Origin of the sequence: Pandoraea aquatica, assembly GCF_902459565.1 — a bacterium.
GTDB classification, from domain to species: domain Bacteria; phylum Pseudomonadota; class Gammaproteobacteria; order Burkholderiales; family Burkholderiaceae; genus Pandoraea; species Pandoraea aquatica.
The window spans coordinates 74,477-91,982 of the sequence record NZ_CABPSN010000009.1; the positions used below are offsets into that span (position 1 = coordinate 74,477).

General features: G+C 60.8%; 17 protein-coding genes and 1 tRNA gene. 7 read left to right on the forward strand and 11 right to left on the reverse strand.

Annotated features, from left to right (window positions below; translation table 11 throughout):
* Nucleotides 1-1,245, reverse strand: coding sequence for a lipopolysaccharide biosynthesis protein (locus tag PAQ31011_RS22845; RefSeq protein ID WP_150577982.1), 1,245 nt, complete (start codon nt 1,243-1,245; stop codon nt 1-3).
* Between the two features lie 741 nt (nt 1,246-1,986).
* On the opposite strand from PAQ31011_RS22845, the gene PAQ31011_RS22850 reads away from it, so the two are divergent.
* The 7 genes from PAQ31011_RS22850 to PAQ31011_RS22880 are packed head-to-tail and all read left to right on the forward strand — an operon-like array spanning nt 1,987 to nt 9,072.
* Nucleotides 1,987-3,126: an N-acetyl sugar amidotransferase gene (locus tag PAQ31011_RS22850; protein ID WP_150577983.1), complete on the forward strand. Its 1,140-nt coding sequence runs from the start codon at nt 1,987-1,989 to the stop codon at nt 3,124-3,126.
* Nucleotides 3,123-3,737, forward strand: coding sequence for an imidazole glycerol phosphate synthase subunit HisH (gene hisH / locus PAQ31011_RS22855; protein WP_150577984.1), 615 nt, complete (start codon nt 3,123-3,125; stop codon nt 3,735-3,737). The genes PAQ31011_RS22850 and hisH overlap by 4 nt, the downstream gene beginning before the upstream one ends.
* A gap of 2 nt (nt 3,738-3,739) precedes the next feature.
* Nucleotides 3,740-4,522, forward strand: coding sequence for an AglZ/HisF2 family acetamidino modification protein (locus PAQ31011_RS22860; protein ID WP_150577985.1), 783 nt, complete (start codon nt 3,740-3,742; stop codon nt 4,520-4,522).
* Nucleotides 4,523-4,565: 43 nt separating this feature from the next.
* Entirely contained in the window at nt 4,566-5,594 is a 1,029-nt protein-coding gene (locus tag PAQ31011_RS22865; protein ID WP_150577986.1) for a polysaccharide biosynthesis protein, read from the forward strand.
* A 3-nt stretch (nt 5,595-5,597) separates the two neighbouring features.
* Nucleotides 5,598-6,701 (forward strand): UDP-2-acetamido-2,6-beta-L-arabino-hexul-4-ose reductase, encoded by a 1,104-nt coding sequence (gene wbjC / locus PAQ31011_RS22870; protein WP_150577987.1) that lies wholly within the window; start codon nt 5,598-5,600, stop codon nt 6,699-6,701.
* A complete protein-coding gene (gene wecB / locus PAQ31011_RS22875) occupies nt 6,702-7,835 on the forward strand; it encodes a non-hydrolyzing UDP-N-acetylglucosamine 2-epimerase (RefSeq protein WP_150577988.1) in 1,134 nt (377 codons plus the stop codon).
* Nucleotides 7,836-7,842: 7 nt separating this feature from the next.
* Nucleotides 7,843-9,072 (forward strand): glycosyltransferase family 4 protein, encoded by a 1,230-nt coding sequence (locus tag PAQ31011_RS22880; protein WP_150577989.1) that lies wholly within the window; start codon nt 7,843-7,845, stop codon nt 9,070-9,072.
* A 91-nt stretch (nt 9,073-9,163) separates the two neighbouring features.
* On the opposite strand, the gene PAQ31011_RS22885 is transcribed toward PAQ31011_RS22880, so the two are convergent.
* The 10 genes from PAQ31011_RS22885 to soxC all read right to left on the reverse strand — a co-directional run bounded on the left by PAQ31011_RS22885 (nt 9,164) and on the right by soxC (nt 17,487).
* Nucleotides 9,164-9,239: transfer RNA gene (locus PAQ31011_RS22885), tRNA-Ala, on the reverse strand.
* Between the two features lie 104 nt (nt 9,240-9,343).
* Entirely contained in the window at nt 9,344-11,053 is a 1,710-nt protein-coding gene (gene soxB, locus PAQ31011_RS22890) for a thiosulfohydrolase SoxB (protein ID WP_150577990.1), read from the reverse strand.
* Nucleotides 11,054-11,176: 123 nt separating this feature from the next.
* Complete coding sequence (locus PAQ31011_RS22895) at nt 11,177-11,623, reverse strand: TlpA family protein disulfide reductase (protein ID WP_150578100.1); 447 nt, start codon at nt 11,621-11,623, stop codon at nt 11,177-11,179.
* Nucleotides 11,624-11,879: 256 nt separating this feature from the next.
* A complete protein-coding gene (soxX, locus tag PAQ31011_RS22900; RefSeq protein WP_150577991.1) occupies nt 11,880-12,530 on the reverse strand; it encodes a sulfur oxidation c-type cytochrome SoxX in 651 nt (216 codons plus the stop codon).
* Nucleotides 12,531-12,549: 19 nt separating this feature from the next.
* Nucleotides 12,550-13,344 (reverse strand): sulfur oxidation c-type cytochrome SoxA, encoded by a 795-nt coding sequence (gene soxA, locus PAQ31011_RS22905; protein WP_425495137.1) that lies wholly within the window; start codon nt 13,342-13,344, stop codon nt 12,550-12,552.
* Nucleotides 13,345-13,527: 183 nt separating this feature from the next.
* Nucleotides 13,528-13,839 (reverse strand): thiosulfate oxidation carrier complex protein SoxZ, encoded by a 312-nt coding sequence (soxZ, locus tag PAQ31011_RS22910; protein ID WP_044457410.1) that lies wholly within the window; start codon nt 13,837-13,839, stop codon nt 13,528-13,530.
* A 33-nt stretch (nt 13,840-13,872) separates the two neighbouring features.
* Nucleotides 13,873-14,340, reverse strand: coding sequence for a thiosulfate oxidation carrier protein SoxY (soxY, locus tag PAQ31011_RS22915; protein WP_039393898.1), 468 nt, complete (start codon nt 14,338-14,340; stop codon nt 13,873-13,875).
* Nucleotides 14,341-14,450: 110 nt separating this feature from the next.
* Nucleotides 14,451-14,780, reverse strand: a complete 330-nt coding sequence (locus PAQ31011_RS22920; protein WP_150577992.1) for a c-type cytochrome — start codon at nt 14,778-14,780, stop codon at nt 14,451-14,453.
* Nucleotides 14,781-14,861: 81 nt separating this feature from the next.
* Nucleotides 14,862-16,091, reverse strand: a complete 1,230-nt coding sequence (locus PAQ31011_RS22925; protein WP_246179740.1) for a c-type cytochrome — start codon at nt 16,089-16,091, stop codon at nt 14,862-14,864.
* Nucleotides 16,075-17,487 (reverse strand): sulfite dehydrogenase, encoded by a 1,413-nt coding sequence (gene soxC / locus PAQ31011_RS22930; RefSeq protein ID WP_150577993.1) that lies wholly within the window; start codon nt 17,485-17,487, stop codon nt 16,075-16,077. Before soxC ends, PAQ31011_RS22925 begins: the two co-directional genes overlap by 17 nt.
* Between the last annotated feature and the right edge of the window lie 19 nt (nt 17,488-17,506).

The following is a 17,506-nucleotide window of genomic DNA, read 5'->3' on the forward strand; positions in this document are numbered from 1 at the left end:
CTAACAATGGGGATTGTTTTTAAACTCGCGAAGCATCAGGCGGTAGCACACTGTCTTCCACAGCAGAAGCGTCGTATAAGCGAAGCACAATGCGACGGGAACAGCGACTACTCCCCAGACTTGCCCCGCCGGCACCGCCACAGCGGCAAAAGCCAGCATCGCGGCAATCTGGCTCCACAACAGCACACGATCCAGCCCTCTTGCGTACAGTCCCAAATGGGGAATATGACTGACGCCAAATACGAACATAGCCAGAAGTATGTACTTGAACAGATAGAAATTGTCACTGTACGCCGGCTTGTCGAGCCACTGAACCACCAGCAATCCCACGCACCACGCGCCGATCGCCAGCACCAGCATGCACACCACGACATTCAGGGTGAGCTTGCGCATTCGTTGCGCAAAAGCTGCGAGATCGTTGCGTTTTGCAGCATCGATCAGGCTTGGATAGAAAAAAACAATAACCCCGGCTTCCAGGAACGAGATCATCGCCGTCGCAATGCCCGCGAAAAGTGAGTAAGCGCCCACATCACTGACGCTGCCGAAATCCTGGACGGCGTAGCGGTCAAATGTCGTGAGGCCTTGCAGCGCCAGCGCGGCAACGAAAAGGATGGCAGCCGTCTTCGCTCCCTTACGCACCCAGCGCCAGTCCACTTGGCCGATTCCGGGCCACCCATGCCGACTTCCCACCCAATACGCACCGAGTATGCAAGCCAGGAAGCTGCCACATAGCCAGGCCCCCAGGACGAAATTGAGATCACGCGCCGAATCGGTGGCCACCATTGCGCCGATGACGGTCAGGCACCAGGCACCGCTGCGAACGAACAGCACGGCACTGGCATGCAACTGCATGGACAGTGAGACGAGAATGCGATTTACCTCCTGGGAGAAATGCTCGACCAGAAGAATGGCGTAAAACCAACCGACATAAGCCCACGGGAGCTTCTTCCACACAAACAAGCCGATAAACAGCGGCATGAATATCGCATAGCAGACCAGATGAAACCCGATTTGGGATCGTAACATCCCGCGTCTGGCCGACTGGTCCGCAACCACCAGTTCGCGCATTGAAAAAGTGTAAAACTCGCCGCCCAGAATGAAAGCGCAGTAACCAATTGTGACGACCATGAGGCCATAGACGCCGACATCGACCGGGCGAAGGAATTTGGCCAGCGCAAACACCAGGAGGAATTTGCTCGCCAGCGTGAGGCCACGCAAAATCAAATTAAAAATCTGGAGACGCAATTACGCTGCACCGATTGTGAGATTTAAATATGTGGATTTGCGTCTGATTTTGGCTCGACTCATCGCCGTAGGCGCTTATCGGACGTGCGGCCACAGGCTTTGCGGTGGCCGTATCGGTCGGGCGGTATGGTAGCATAACGACCACTTTATCCGGCTCGCGGCACCCGCATAGCGGCGCCCCTTCGGCCGGCCGACGCCAGCGCGACTTTTGCACCATCGCAGACAAGTGTCACGCGCTCACAACATCCCTTCCCCGCAAGCCGCCTTCAAACACGCTTGGGCTATATCCGGCTGGTATAATTCGCGTCTCGCAATCTGCCGTTGAAGCCCTATGGATGGTGACCGAGCCCCCCGAGCAACGCGTGACCCCGGCAAAGCAGCCGGGCGACGCAGGCTGCCAGGGCTGCCTGGTCTCGTTTTAAGCCCCAGAGGCCCAACCGGCTGACGATTACTTACAATTTCAATTAGCCCCCTTGCGTAAAACGTTGTCTAAGCCGTGGTGATAGGGTCCGCACCGCGCCTTTCGACCTCGAGAACAGCGGGAGGGGCAATTTACGCCAGTCAAGCTCATTCACGATGCGCTCAGTTTTGTCGTCGAACGCGCCATTCGGTCGCAGGCCGCAACCACTGCACCCGAAAACGATTTGCCTTCCCCATCCATCGGCACGCACGATCGCGCCGGTCTGAATACCTCACCACGACGCCAACGCAAGTTTGCAGAATCAGTCAGGAACCGCATTTATGGCTAGCCAGCACTATCAAATTTGCTCCAACTGCATCATGGACACCTCGGATTCGAACATCACGTTCGACGAGCGCGGTTGGTGTGATTACTGCAACAACTACCACAGCAATATTCTGCCGAACTGGCACCCCGACGAGCGCGGCGAGCGTGAAATCATGGCGACCGTCGAGCAGATCAAGCGTGATGGCAAGGGGAAGGATCACGACTGTCTGATCGGTTTGAGCGGCGGCGTGGACAGCTCGTATGTCACGTACCTCGCCAAGGAAAAGTTTGGCCTCCGCCCGCTGCTTTATCACGTCGATGCCGGCTGGAACTCGCAGCAAGCCGTCAACAACATTGAAAAGCTCGTCGACGGACTGAATCTCGACCTGTATACCGAAGTGGTTGACTGGCCCGAAATGCGCGATCTGCAACTGGCATTCTTCAAGGCTCAGGTGCCGCACCTGGACACGCCCCAGGACCACGCGTTCTTCGCCGGCCTCTATAACTTTGCCGCCAAGCACGACGTCAAGTACATCCTGACCGGTGCGAATTACTCGACCGAATGCGTCCGCGAACCGCTGGAGTGGCACTACCACGCGTCCGATTTGCGCCAGTTGAAGGACATTCACCGAAAGTTCGGCACCCGCCCTCTCAAGTCGTTCCCGCTCGCCGGGATTTTCAAGTTCAAGCTGTACTACCGATTTGTGAAGGGCGTTCGCGTCGTCAAGCCGCTGAATTGCGTCCCGTACATCAAGGAAGAGGCGATGGACGAACTCGTCGCCAAGTACGGTTGGCAAAAGTACGCCCACAAGCATTACGAATCGCGCTTTACCCGTTTCTATGAAGGCTTCTGGCTCCCCACGAAGTTCGGGTACGACAAGCGACGCGCTCACTTCTCCAGCCTGATTCTCACGGGTCAGCTCACCCGAGAAGAAGCACTCGAAAAGATCGCAAAGCCGGCCTACGACGACCAGACGCTCGCTCAGGATTTCGAGTACATCGCGACCAAGCTCGGCATTACTGTGCAGGACTTGCGCAATCTGCTCGAAGGACCGAAGAAGACCTATAAGGACTACAAGAACGACATGGGATTCATTGATCTTGGTACACGAGTCCTTCGCGCATTGGGCATTCAACGGGCGATCATCCGATGATTACCATCGTCGATTACGGGTTAGGCAATATCGGCGCGTTCTCCAACATGTACAAGCGCATGGGTATCGAGTCGCGACGCGCGACGCGTGCCGAGGAACTCGACGACGCAACGCACATCATTCTGCCTGGCGTTGGCGCGTTCGATCACGCCATGGATCTGCTCAATGCGTCAGGCATGCGTGAATCGCTCGAGCGCAAGGTCCTGGTCGAAAAGACGCCGGTAATCGGTATCTGCGTCGGCATGCAGATTCTGGCGCAAGGCAGTGACGAAGGCGTGAGAGACGGGCTCGGATGGATCAAGAGCCGCGTGCGTGGTTTCGCCAACAACCCCGCGTCAGCCGCTCTGCCAATGCCGCATATGGGATGGAACGATGTCGCCCCCAACGCCAGTTCACCGCTATTCAAAGGACTGGAGCGCGACGCACGTTTCTATTTTCTGCATAGCTTCTATTTCGAATGCGAGCAGGCCGAAGACGTCTCCGCCACTGCGGATTACGGATTCCGTTTCGGATGTGCCGTGCGCCATGAGAATGTCTACGGCGTGCAGTTCCACCCGGAAAAGAGCCACCATTGGGGGGCAGCGCTGTTGAAGAATTTTGCGGAGATCTGACAATGCTGCGCCCGCGCATCATTCCTTGCTTGCTGATTCACGAAGGCGGCCTCGTCAAGACCGTCCATTTCAAATCGCCCAAGTACGTCGGCGACCCGATCAATGCCGTCAAGATCTTCAATGAGAAGGAAACGGACGAACTGATCGTCGTCGATATCGACGCCACCGCCAACGGTGCCGAGCCCGATTACAAGCTCATCGCACACATGGCAGCCGAGTGCCGCATGCCGTTGTGCTATGGCGGAGGTGTGCGCACTGCTGAGCAAGCTAAGCGCATTATCGGCCTGGGTGTCGAAAAGGTCGCCATTAGCGCCGCTGCGCTGGCTGATCCGACACTCGTCACGCGCATCTCCGACGAAATCGGCCGACAGAGCCTTGTCGTCGTGCTCGACGTGAAGAAGCGCATGTTGAGCCGCGACTATGACGTCTACACGCACAACGGCACGAAAAACACGAAGCGCAGCGTCTTTGACGTTGCGCTGGAAGCGGCAAAGAACGGCGCTGGCGAGATCGTCGTCAACTCGATCGATAACGATGGCCAGATGAAGGGCTACGATCTTGCGCTGGCCGAGAAGCTTCGCAAGACGGTGAGCATTCCCATCACGATTCTCGGCGGTGCCGGATCGTTGGATGACCTTGGACAGCTCATCGGACGCTGTGGCGTCATTGGCGCAGCCGCTGGCAGTCTGTTTGTTTTCAAGGGTGCTTATCGCGCCGTCTTGATCAATTATCCGACCCTGGCGCAACGCGACGAAATGATTCTCGCGGCGTTGCCCCGAGCGTGAGCGCGCTGCGCGTCGCGATCACCACTATTAGACGAGACTCCCCATGTTTGCAGGCAAAGTTCTCCTGATCACCGGCGGCACCGGTTCATTTGGCAACGCGATCCTGCGTCGCTTTCTCAATTCGGATCTGAAAGAGATCCGAATTCTGAGCCGCGACGAGAAGAAACAGGACGACATGCGCAAAAAGTACAACGACCCGAAGCTGAAGTTCTTCATCGGGGACGTGCGCGACTACCAATCTGTGCTCAACGCCGTGCGCGGCGCAGATTTCATTTATCACGCCGCCGCGCTCAAACAAGTGCCGTCTTGCGAATTCCATCCGATGGAAGCCGTTAAGACCAATGTGCTCGGGACGGAAAACGTTCTCGAAGCAGCGATCAATTGCAATGTGAAGCGAGTCGTCTGCCTAAGTACGGACAAGGCCGTCTATCCCATCAACGCGATGGGCATCTCGAAAGCGATGATGGAAAAGGTCATCGTCGCGAAATCGCGCGGCAGCGACAGCACCGTCATCTGTGCGACCCGATACGGCAACGTGATGGCCTCACGCGGCTCCGTCATTCCGCTGTTTGTCGAACAGGTTCGTGAGGGCAAACCCATCACGATTACCGACCCGTCAATGACGCGCTTCATGATGACGCTGGATGACGCCGTCGATCTCGTGCTTTACGCATTCCAACACGGCTCGCCCGGCGACATTTTCGTTCAGAAAGCACCGGCTTCGACGATCGAGAATCTGGCTCGCTCGCTCGTGTCGCTGATGAAAAAGCCCGACCACGAGATTCGTGTCATCGGAACGCGTCATGGCGAAAAGCTTTACGAAGCCTTGCTCAGCCGTGAGGAAATGGCCGCGGCCGAGGATCTTGGCAACTACTACCGCGTGCCGCCCGATCTGCGCGATCTGAATTACGGCAAGTTCGTCGAACAGGGCGAAACAAGAATTTCGGAAGCGACCGACTACAACTCGCACAACACCGAGCGACTGGACGAGGCGGGAATGACTGCGCTGTTGATGAAGCTGCCTTTCATCCAGGCTATCGCGCGCGGCGAGTACGTCACTCCGGAGGCGTAAAGCATGCGCGTGCTCATCACCGGCGCCAACGGATTCATTGGCAAGAATCTGGCGGTTCACCTGCACGAACGCAAGATCGAAGTCGTCCCCTTCACGCGCGACATGGCCACTGAGCGGTTGCCTGCCTTGCTCGACGGCGTCGACTTCATCTTCCATCTGGCGGGCGTCAACCGCCCCCAGGATCCCGCCGAATTTGACACCGGCAACGCAGGTCTGACCGAATCGCTGACGCAAGCGGTTCTCGCCAGCGGTCGCGCGATCCCGATCGCCTACACGTCGTCCATTCAAGCCGAGCGAGACAACCCCTACGGTCAGAGCAAGCGCGCCGCAGAAGACAGCATCGCGAAGCTCGCCGCCCAATGTGGTGCGCCCGCGTATATCTATCGACTGCCCAATGTTTTCGGCAAATGGGCGAAGCCGAATTACAACTCGGCGGTCGCTACGTTCTGCCACAACATCGCGAACGGCCTGCCCATTCAGATTCATGACCCCGAGGCTGTCGTTCATCTCGTGTACGTCGACGACGTTTGCAAGGCGCTGGTCGGCTTGCTCGATGCACCGACTCAGGGCGTGCAGTGGCCCGAGGTAACGCCGTCTTATCAATGCACGGTCGGCGAGCTGGCCGCGCATATTCGCGAATTCGAGGCCAGCCGTCAGTCGATTACCACGCCGGCGGTCGGCACCGGGCTCGTTCGAGCGCTGTACGCAACTTATCTGAGCGTGCTACGTCCCGGCCAGTTCAGCTACGACCTTACGCCGCACGGTGACGCCCGCGGTGTCTTCGTCGAAATGCTGCGCACGAAGGACTCGGGACAATTCTCGTTTTTTACGGCGCACCCGGGTGTGACGAGAGGTGGGCATTACCACCACACGAAGAATGAGAAGTTTCTGGTGCTCAAAGGGCGTGCCCATTTCGGTTTTCGCCATATCGTGACTGGCGAGACGACTGAACTGATCACGTCGGACGAAAAGCCGCAGGTCGTAGAGACCATTCCCGGCTGGTCGCACAACATCACCAACATCGGTACCGATGAATTGATCGTCATGCTTTGGGCGAACGAGATGTTCGATCGCGCGTTGCCCGACACGATTGCCCACGAGGTTTGAATGAAGAAGTTCAAGGTTGCCACCGTTGTCGGCACACGACCGGAAATCATCCGTCTTTCGCGCGTGATGGCCAAACTGGATCAGTACTGCGAGCACGTACTGATTCACACCGGGCAAAACTACGATTTCGAACTCAACGAGATTTTTTTCCGTGATCTCGCGGTTCGCAAACCCGATCATTTCCTGAACGCGGCGGGAAGTAACGCAGCAGAGACCATCGGCAACGTCATCATTGCCGTGGACAAGGTGCTGGCGCAGACAGCACCGGATGCCCTGCTGATCCTCGGCGACACCAACAGCTGTCTCGCTGCGATTCCCGCGAAGCGCCGCAAGATTCCGATTTTCCATATGGAAGCCGGAAATCGTTGCTTCGATCAGCGCGTGCCCGAAGAAACGAACCGCCGCATCGTCGACCATACGGCCGATATCAATCTGACTTACAGCGATATCGCGCGCGAATATCTGCTGCGCGAAGGGCTGCCGCCTGACCGCGTCATCAAGACCGGCAGCCCCATGTTCGAGGTCCTGACCCACTATCTGGACGACATCGAGAAAGCCGATTCACTGGAATCTCTCGGTCTCGAGCCGGGCAAGTATTTCGTCGTCAGCGCGCACCGCGAGGAGAATGTCGACTCCGACCGCTTGCTCAACAATCTGGCACTCACGCTGAATTTGGTCGCACAGACCTACAACGAGCCGGTCATCGTTTCGACGCACCCACGCACTCAAAAGCGTATTGACGCGATGGGCATTCGCTTCCACGACAACGTCCGACTGCTCAAACCGATGGGCTTTCACGCCTACAACAAACTGCAGAAGTACTCGCGGGCGGTGCTGTCCGATAGCGGGACGATCAGCGAAGAGTCGTCGATCCTCAACTTCCGTGCGCTGAACATTCGCGAGGCGCACGAACGCCCCGAAGCGATGGAAGAGGCCTCCGTGATGATGACGGGACTCAATCCCGAACGCGTCATGCAGGCACTGGACGTGCTTCGCGATCAACCTGTTGGCGAGACGCGCTTGCTTCGTCCGGTCGCCGATTACTCCATGCCGAACGTGTCGGACAAGGTCCTGCGGATCCTCCTCAGCTACACCGATTACGTCAATCGAACCGTCTGGCGAAAAGATTGTTGAGGCGGGCGTGAAGATCCTCATCGTCAGTCAGTACTTCTGGCCCGAGAACTTTCGCATCAATGACCTGACCGCCGCGCTCGTCGAGCGCGGCCATCAGGTCACAGTTCTTACCGGCTACCCCAACTACCCGGATGGCAAAATCTTCGACGAGTTTCGCGCCAATCCGGGCGGTTTCTCCCAGTACGAAGGTGCAGAGGTTATTCGTGTGCCTCTCCTGCCGCGCGGCAATGGCGCTTTGCGATTGATGCTCAACTACGCATCGTTCGTCGTCACCGGCATGTTCATCGCACCGTTCAAACTGAGGGGACGAAAGTTCGATCGGATTTTCGTCTATGAAACCTCGCCGATCACGGTTGGCTTGCCCTCGTCCGTGCTCCGTCGGATCAAACGCGCGCCGGTAGCGTTCTGGGTGCTCGATCTCTGGCCCGAGACGTTGCGCGCGGTCGGCGTGATCAAGTCCGAACGCGTGCTGGGTTGGGTCGGCAAACTTGTGACGTTCATCTACAACCGGTGCGACGTGATACTCGCGCAATCGCGTTCGTTCATTCCTGCGATTCGTCGACATGCCGGTGAGAGCGCCCGTGTGGAGCTGCTTCCGAGCTGGGCAGAAAGTCTGTTCGACGACGCCGAAAACGTGAGCGTCGCGCCTGAACTCGTACCGTTCGACGGCAAGTTCAAGATCGTCTTCGCCGGCAACATCGGTGAAGCGCAGGATTTTCCCGCCATCCTGGATGCGGCTTATGCACTGCGCGAGCGTACCGATATTCAGTGGATCATCGTCGGTGACGGACGTAATGCCGCATGGGTGGCGAGTGAGATCAAAACACGTGGCTTAGGCAGCACAGTGAGCATGCTCGGACGTTTCCCACTGGACCGGATGCCGTCGTTCTACGCGGGTGCCGACGCACTCCTCGTCACGCTTCGGGCCGACGAGATTTTCGCCATGACGATTCCTGGGAAGGTCCAATCCTACCTGGCCGCGGGCAAGCCGATCCTGGGCATGCTCGACGGCGAAGGGGCGCTGGTCATTGAAGAGGCGAAGGCAGGCTACGCCTGCGGCGCGGGCAATGGGGAAGCACTTGCGTCGCTGGCCTGTCGTCTGGCAGATGGCGGCGCGACGCAACGCGACGATATGGGTGAGCGGGGACGCGCGTATTATCGTGCCAACTTCCATCGGGACACCGTCATCCAGCGTCTGGAAGACATGCTTGCCGATTTGACGCTGAAGTCACGCTGATCATTTCGTGAGGAATGGCCCGATGTTCGGCCGAATCGCGAAGGCAAGAAAAAAGCACCCTCTCTCCCGAGAGGGTGCTTTTTTGCATTCTTGGTGGAGCGGAGGAGGATCGAACTCCCGACCTTCGCATTGCGAACGCGACGCTCTCCCAGCTGAGCTACCGCCCCACACGAAGCTCTGATTATATCGATTTTTCCCTGTGCGGCGAGCAGCCGACAAAATTGCTCGGGATTGCCCGTCCGACGCGCAATCCCTGTGTTTTCAGGGCACGTCAGGCGGACCCCAAATTCCCCTTCATCCCCTTGATGACAGGGACTTTCGGCGCTTTTGCGACAATCGTCTTCTGCGCCTTGAGATGGCGGGCCACGACATCCCAGACCGGCTCACCCTGCGCACCTTCCGCCACCGGCGCCCAGCCGGCCACCTTGTAGGTCTTGCCTGCCTCGATGAGCTTGCCGTTCAGACGCATTTCCGAGATCCGTTGCCCCATCGGTGCCATCGGATCGATGGTGTAGTCCATGCCGCCCACCCGCACCATATCGCCGCCCTGCTGGTAATACGGGTCCGGGTTGAACAGGTTGTCCGCCACGTCTTCGAGCACCGTCTTGATCGTCTCGCCGGTCATGGGAGTGAGGGTCGTGTACGGATAGGTAATCGCCGTCTGGTCGAGCAATTGCTCCATCGTGATCGCCTGGCCCGGCAGCAGCGACGTCCCCCAGCGAAAGCCCGGCGAGAACCCGATTTCGGCGTCCTTCTCGGCCATCACCGCGTCGAGCAGCAACTGGTCGAAGGTGCCGTTGAAGTTGCCCCGGCGGTACAGCGTGCCTTCGGTCACCGCCAGCGGCTCGGCCAGCTTGGCCGCGAACGGCGCGCGCACGCGCTCGATGAGCGCCTGCATCTGCGCGTCGGCCGGCAACAGGTTCGCGAACACCGGCAGGAGCTTGTAGCGGAAATCCACCGGCTTGCCGCCCTTCACATCGAAGTCCAGCACCGCGAGGAACTTGCCGTTCGAACCGGCATTCGTGACGAGCGTCTTGCCACCGGCGTTGGCCACCACGACCGGCTTGGGCACACCGTCGTGCGTGTGGCCGCCGAGAATCGCGTCGATGCCGCGCACACGCGACGCCAGCTTCAGATCGACGTCCATGCCGTTGTGCGAAAGCACCACGACCACCTGCGCGCCCTTGCCACGCACTTCGTCGACCATCGACTGCAAACGCTCTTCCTGAATGCCGAACGTCCAGTCCGGCACGAAGTAACGCGGATTCGCGATCGGGGTGTACGGGAACGCCTGACCGATGATCGCCACCGGCACGCCGTTCATCGTCTTGATGGTGTACGGCGCAAAGACCGGATCGCCGAAGTCGTTCGTCTGCACGTTCTGTGCGACGAAGTCGATCTTGCCCTTGAGCTGCTCCTCGACGACGGACTTCACGCGCTCCGCGCCGTACGTGAATTCCCAGTGTGCCGTCATGACGTCGACGCCGAGGGCCAGCGTGGCGTCGACCATGTCCTGACCCTTCGTCCACATGGCGGTGCCGGAGCCCTGCCACGTGTCGCCGCCGTCGAGCAGCAGCGCCCCCGGGCGCGACGCCTTCATGCGTTTGACCAGCGTGGCCAGATGCGCAAAACCGCCGACCTTGCCGTACGTGCGTGCGGCGGCTGCGAAATCGAGATAGGTGAAGGCGTAGGCATCGTGCGTGCCGGGACGCAATCCGTAGGCCTTCAGGAAGGCATCGCCCACGAGATGCGGTGCCTTGTTGGCCTGCTCGCCAATGCCCAGATTGACGCTCGGCTCACGGAAGTAGATCGGCAGCAACTGCGCGTGACAGTCGGTGAAGTGCAGCAGATGCACGTTGCCGAACTTCGGCAGATCGTAGAACGCCGCAGCCGCCTTGGCCGCTGCCGTCTCGTGATGCGACAGCGCCATCCCGCCTGCGGCCGCCACTGCCAGTACTTGCATGAACTCGCGTCGATTCATCTCGTCTCCGTTGCCACTGCGGGGCGCACGCTTCTCGCGATGCGTCGCCGCTATTGTTCTTGCGTGTTGTGCCCAGGTGTAGCGGCTCGCGCTGTCTTGCCGCTGTCTTGCCGTCGTCTTACGTTACTTGCCCGCGTAATCCGCGAGCGCCGCCACGTCTTCGCCGAACATCTCACCGACTTCCTTGCGCAGCACCTTGCCATTGCGTCCGATGACGTACAGCTCCGGCAAACCGCGACGCTTACCCAGCGCCGCCTGCCATTCAGGCGTCTCCATGCCCGCCGGGAAGGTGTAGCCATGCGCCTTGATGTAATCGACGGCCTCCTGCGGCTTCTTGTCGATGGACAGCGTGACGATCTGGATCGGCTTGCCGCGCGTTGCCTCAAAGAGCTTCTGCACGTGCGGATTCTGCTGTGCACAGAACGGACACCACGACGCCCAGTACTCGACGATGACCGTGCGGTCCTTGAAGGCGCTGGCGGGCAGCGTCTTGCCGTCGAGCAGGGTGAGCGACGGCAGCGTTACCGTGTCGCCGACTTCGACTGCCTGCGCAGGCGCACTCGCGAGCATCGCGCCAGCACTCAGCGCCGCCGCCAGCAGCGCCAACAGTCCCTTCGATACGCGAGCCTTCACGAGACCCCGCCAGCCAGTCGGCGCGGTCCAGGCGAAATTAGCGAACTGGGATTTCATGCGACGCTCCGAAAGCCGCCGACGCAGGGACGCCGATCGGCCGCCGGACAGCGCGATCACGTCATCGAGTGATCGCGCCCCGCGCGTCCGACCGCATCTCGTGCACCGAGGCGGCGAAGGACAAAAGGCAATCGCCTTATTGATTGACCGGCGAAGCCGGGTCGAGCAGCAAAGCCATGACATCCTTCAACTGCTTTTCCGTCAGGATGCCCGCCGCCCCGAAGCGCGGCATATTGGAGCAAGCCATGTAGCTGTGCGAGTCGTAGACCTTCGCCCACGTGTACTTGACCACTTCGGGCGAATCGCCGCGCAGCTTGCCGTAGTTGTACAGCGACGGACCGATGTTGCCGAACGAGATCTCGCTCTTGGTCAGTTGGTGGCACGCATAGCAGTTGCCGCCGTTGACCGTGTCGGCCTTGTCGGTGAACTGCATGCCGCGACCGTTCTGCGCAACCTTCTCGCCTTCCTTCCAGTCGCCGAGGTACTTGCCGTCCGCCGGTGCCTTGACGTTCGCCAGTTCGGCCTTTTGCAGACGCTCGGCGATCTTCGCCGGCATCGGCTTGGTCGCGTACTGCGTGCACAGCTTCTGCAATTCGCTCTGATCGATGCGATCGAGCTGTGCGATGCCCGAGCCGCGGAACGAGTCGCGCAGTTCCTGCACGACGGCCGCGTCGGTGGTACCGGTGGCGCGCTTCACGCCGTCATCCTGAGCGAAGGCCGCGCCGACGACGAGAGCCCCGGCCGCTGCCAGCGCGACACACGTCGCGCGCAATGCGAATGATTTCATGGGTGTGCCTCGCAATCGGTCAGCGCTTCAGGCCGGGGGCGTCCATCTTGCCGCCGTTGGCCATCACACCGAGGAAAGTAATCAGATCGATCGACGCCTGCGAACCGTAGTTCAGTTCCGGCATGCGTTGCTGACGGAAGCAGTCGTACATGCGCCACTGAATCGTACGCAGCGCGCCTTGCGAGACACGGTAGCCCGGCCACGTCGCGAAGGCCTGACGGGCGGCTGCCGGTTTGGTCAGGTTCGGCAGATCCTGCAACCGGATGCGCTTGTCGTCCGCCCCGTGACACGACGCGCACGAGAAGTCGTACGGACCGGCACGGTAATAGAAAATCTTCTGACCGCGCGCGTACGCTTCCTTCTCTTCCTTGTGCGACTGCGGAATGCGAATGAGCGCGCCACGCGACTGACCCGCCACATAAGCGGTGAGCGCTTCGAGATCGGTCGGGTCCTGGCCTTCCTTGGAGAACGGCTGCTTGATGACGTCCGCACGCTTGAAGCCTTGCAGATTCACCATGCATTCGACGATGCGCGACTCGGCGTCGAGCACGCGTTTCGTATCCGGGAAGTAGCGCGGCAGTTGCGCGTAGGCGTCTTTGATGACGCCAGCGCCGAGCCCGAGGTCACACTGCGCGAGCGAGACGTTGTTCGGGCCACGCGGCGTCTTCCAGAGCTCTTCGCCGCGCATTTCGATGAGTTCCGCCGGGTTGCCGTCGGCGAGCATTTCGCGATATTGCGCGATGGCGTCGGCCGTCGCGTTGTCGGCAGCGAATACCGTGGCGACGGGCGTGGCGACGCCCGCGATAGCGAGCATGCCACCGAGCACGGCACGGCGCAGCCATGCCGCCGATGTGATGTCGCGTGGGGTGCTCACCCGTGCGCTATGTTGCGCCTCTAGCATCTGACTCTCCTCTTTTTGTGGGTTGTTCGGCGCACCACGGGCAGACACGTTCCGCCTTCCCGCGAGCGCCACCGCACAGCTTCCCGGCATCGCCCCTTAGGCGACGGTCGCCTCGTCGGTACGCGAGTCGCCCTTGTTGTCGGTCCACGTCACCGCGACCTTGTCGCCCTTCTTGCCGCCCTTGAACTTGAACGACATGAACGGATCCTTCGACACGGCGGGACCCCATTCGGCCGTCAGCACCGTCTTGCCGTTGCAGGTGACCGTGACCGTCTGGATGAAGTGTGCGGGAACGATGTTACCGGAAGCGTCCTTGCGCTGGCCGGTTTCCATGATGTGGCTCATCAGCGCCTTCACTTCGACGACACCGCCGGCCTCGGTTGCGCGAATGCGCATCGGATTACCCATGTTGTGCTCCTCTAGCCTTATACGATGCGTCGCTCAACCGCCGCAGCCACCCAGCGTGACCTTGATTTCCTTCTCGGCCACGAGGTACTTGTTGTCTGCCTTGACCAGCGCGTAGACCTTCGACGTCTGGCCCATCTTCACGCGGGTCGTCACCGACGGCTCGGTGCCGTCAGGGATATCGAACGACGCGGCGAGCGTGTTCGGATTCTTCTCGATCAGGATGGCGATCGATTGCGTATTCGGCGCCTTGCTCGTGACTGCCACCGGCACGACCGCGCCGTTTTCGGCGATGTCGGGAGCCGTCAGCACGACCAGGTCGCTGGGGCTCGCGCTCGTGCCGCCGAGCGCCTTGACCGTATCGGCCACGCTCTTGGTGGCAAACGCCGCCTTGTTCCATTCCACCTGTGCCGCGCGGGCCTCTTCGGGCTTGATCAGCCCGGCGGCCACCGCCAGTCCCATTACCGCGGAAAACCGCAGCATGTCGCGTCGCTGTTGGTTCATCTCTGTGTGTTTCCTCTTTGAAGGCCGCCGACGCACGTCTGAAAAGCTTCCTACGTGACGCCGGCCGCCGTTCGCTCGTCCGATGTTCCGGCGAGCCCCCTGCCCCTGACTTACTTCGCCGGGGCGCCGGCCAGAACCCAATCCACCAGGATCTTGGCGTCAGCATCCGACATGTTCGGGTGGGCCGGCATCGGGATCGGACCCCAGACACCCGAACCACCGTTCTTCACTTTCTTCGTCAACTTGGCCACGGCATCCTTGTCGCCCTTGTACTTGGCAGCGACTTCCTGATACGACGGGCCCACGAGCTTCTTGTCGACCGCGTGGCAACCCATACAGGCGTTGGCAGCCGCAAGCTTGGTCGCAGCGGCGACATCGACACCTGCATGAGCCAGCGAAGTACCGGCAAGCATGGCCGCAGCGATGAGCATCTTCTTCATTCTTACTCCTTCGGTTTGTGTTGGGGACGGGGTCTTGCGGCGGCCTGGAGAATCGGCACATCCGTCGGACACCCTGCCCGCTCAATGTGCACCACGAAGAATCCAGTCGACCATCGTACGGATATCGGTCTCTGCAACCTGTGATTGCGGCGGCATAGGCATGCTGCCCCAATTACCGGCACCTCCGGCACGTATCTTCGCCACCAGTACATCAGTCGCATTCGACTGCCCATGGTACTTGGCGGCGACCTCCGAGAAGGCGGGCCCGATCTTCTTGTCGGTAACGCCGTGACAGGCCAGACAACCGTTCTTATCCGCAAGCGTTGCTGCCGGTGACGTCGCTGCGGCGGTTTGGGCCGGCGCGTCCGGACTCGCCATACCGAGCGTGGCGAGAGCCGCAGTCCTGCGCACCGACGCATTTTGCGCGGCAGTACCCGACAGCGGCGGCAGCTTCGTATCGACACCACGCACCGGGCCGATGACCCGGTTTTGCGCGGCCAGATCTCCATGTGCGTCGCGGGCGTACGCAGGGAGTGCGGACGTCACGATACCAGCCTCAGGGCAATCCTGCATACACGCCTTGTTATGGGTATCCGGTTTGTCGCCCACGCGCCACATGCCGTGCGCACGCGTCATACCGTTGCGATTGGGCATCAGTTTCTGCACGTCGCCAATGTTCTTATCCGACAGCACGAAGTCCGCCGGCACGATCTCGCCGAGGTTCAGGATGTAGGCCGTGACCGCATACACCTCATCGGGCGTGAGCGAGCGCGGCGCGTTCCACGGCATCGCGCGACGGATGTAGTCCCACATGGTGGAGACCGTATCGACCTTCATGAGCGTGGTGCGCACCGGCTGGTTGTTCGCGCGCAGCGAGGCGACGTGGCCCGTCTTGATGTCGTCGGCCGTCGTGCCGCCCACCAGTGGATTGAAGACCTCGTTGCTCTCGCCGAACGTGCCGTGACACGACGCGCAGCGCGCATCGAACAGCTTCTGCCCGTCGGCCACCGATCCTTGCCCTTTGGGCAAACCCTTGAAATCGGGACGCACGTCGATGTCCCACGCTCCGAGTTCGGCGGGGGTGGCGTCGCGCCCGATGCCGCCCGGTGCCTTGGTGGGGGATGCCGGGGATGCCGCTGCCGTCTGCGTTACTTTGGTCGTCGCCGTTGCGGCGTGCGCGGATTCGGCGAACCACGCCGTCGCGGTCAGCCCCGCCACGGCCAGCGCACCGGCCCAGAGCAAAACGACTGCCGTAGCTTGCGCGCGTCGGCGCAGGGTGTTCATGGGCATACGCTCAGTCGACGTGAACATTGGTCACCTCCCCGTTCGCTGCCACTTGCCACGTCTGGATCGCGTTGTTGTGATAAATCGATTTGGTGCCGCGCACTTCGCGCAGTTGCCGGTAGCGCGGCTGCAAGAAGCCCGTCTCGTCGACCGCACGGCTTTGCAGCAAGGCGGGCGAGCCGTCCCACTGCCAGTCGAAGTTAAAGCGCGTGAGGCATTTCGGGAGCACCGGTGATTCGAGCCGCGCGGCGCGCCACGACTTGCCGCCGTCGGTGGAGACGTCCACGCGTTTGATCCGCCCCCTGCCCGACCATGCGAGGCCCGTCACGTTGAAGTAGCCCCGATCGAGCAGCGCCTGCCCGCCCGAGGGCGACGTGATGACGGATTTGCACTCCTGAATCGACGTGTATTGACGATGCTGGCCGTCCGGCATCAGGTCGACGTAGTGGCTCGTTTCATCCTTGGTATTCCACGGCGCGTCACCCACTTTGATGCGACGCAGCCATTTCACCCACGACACGCCCTGCACGCCCGGCACCACCAGACGCAGCGGATAGCCGTTCTCAGGACGCAGCATCTCGCCGTTCATCCCCCACGCGACGAGCACGTCCGAGAGCGCCGCCTCCATGGAGATCGTACGGGTCATACCGGAGCCGTCGCCGCCTTCGGCCAGCACGAACTGGCCCTTCTTCGTGTCCGCGCCCACGTCGTCGAGCAGCACGGACAGCGGCACACCGGTGAATTCGCAGCACGACAGCATGCCATGCGTGTACTGGACGGTCGGCACGGCGGCATTGCCCCACTCCATGCCGGTGTTCGCACCGCATTCGATGAAGTGCATGCGCGAGACGGACGGCAGACGCATGATGTCGTCCATCGTGTACACCTTCGCTTCGCGCACGAGACCGTGCACCATCAGCCGGTGCTGCGTCGGGTCGATCTCCTGCCAACCCTGATGATGGCGCTCGAAATGCAGACCGCTGGGGGTGATGATGCCGAACAGACCCTGAAGGGGGGTGAAGGCGACCGAAGCCTGCGCCGTCTGCGTGAGCCCCGGCGACTGACGGCGTTGCAGGTTCGCTTCGAACTTCGACGGCATGCCGTACGGACGCGCCGCCACAGGCTGACCGAGCGACGTGGCCCAGGGGCGCGGCTCGAGAATCATCGGATCGCCGGCTCCCGGCACACCGTTGGGTGCGTCGGCAGCAAACGCCGCGCCGCCCGCGAGCGCCGCGCCTGCGGCGAGGAAGCTGCGTTGCAGAAAGCCACGTCGCGAAGGGTTCAACCCGTCGCGCGTGACGTCGGCCGCAAACGTGCCGTCGATGAAATTCTCCGGAGCCCGGCGCAAACGGCCGGCTCGCGACTTGTCATCGCTTGTTTTGCTCACCCCTGTCTCCTCGCGTTTTGTGGCGTCCGCCAGCATCGCGAGGACACTGACGGGT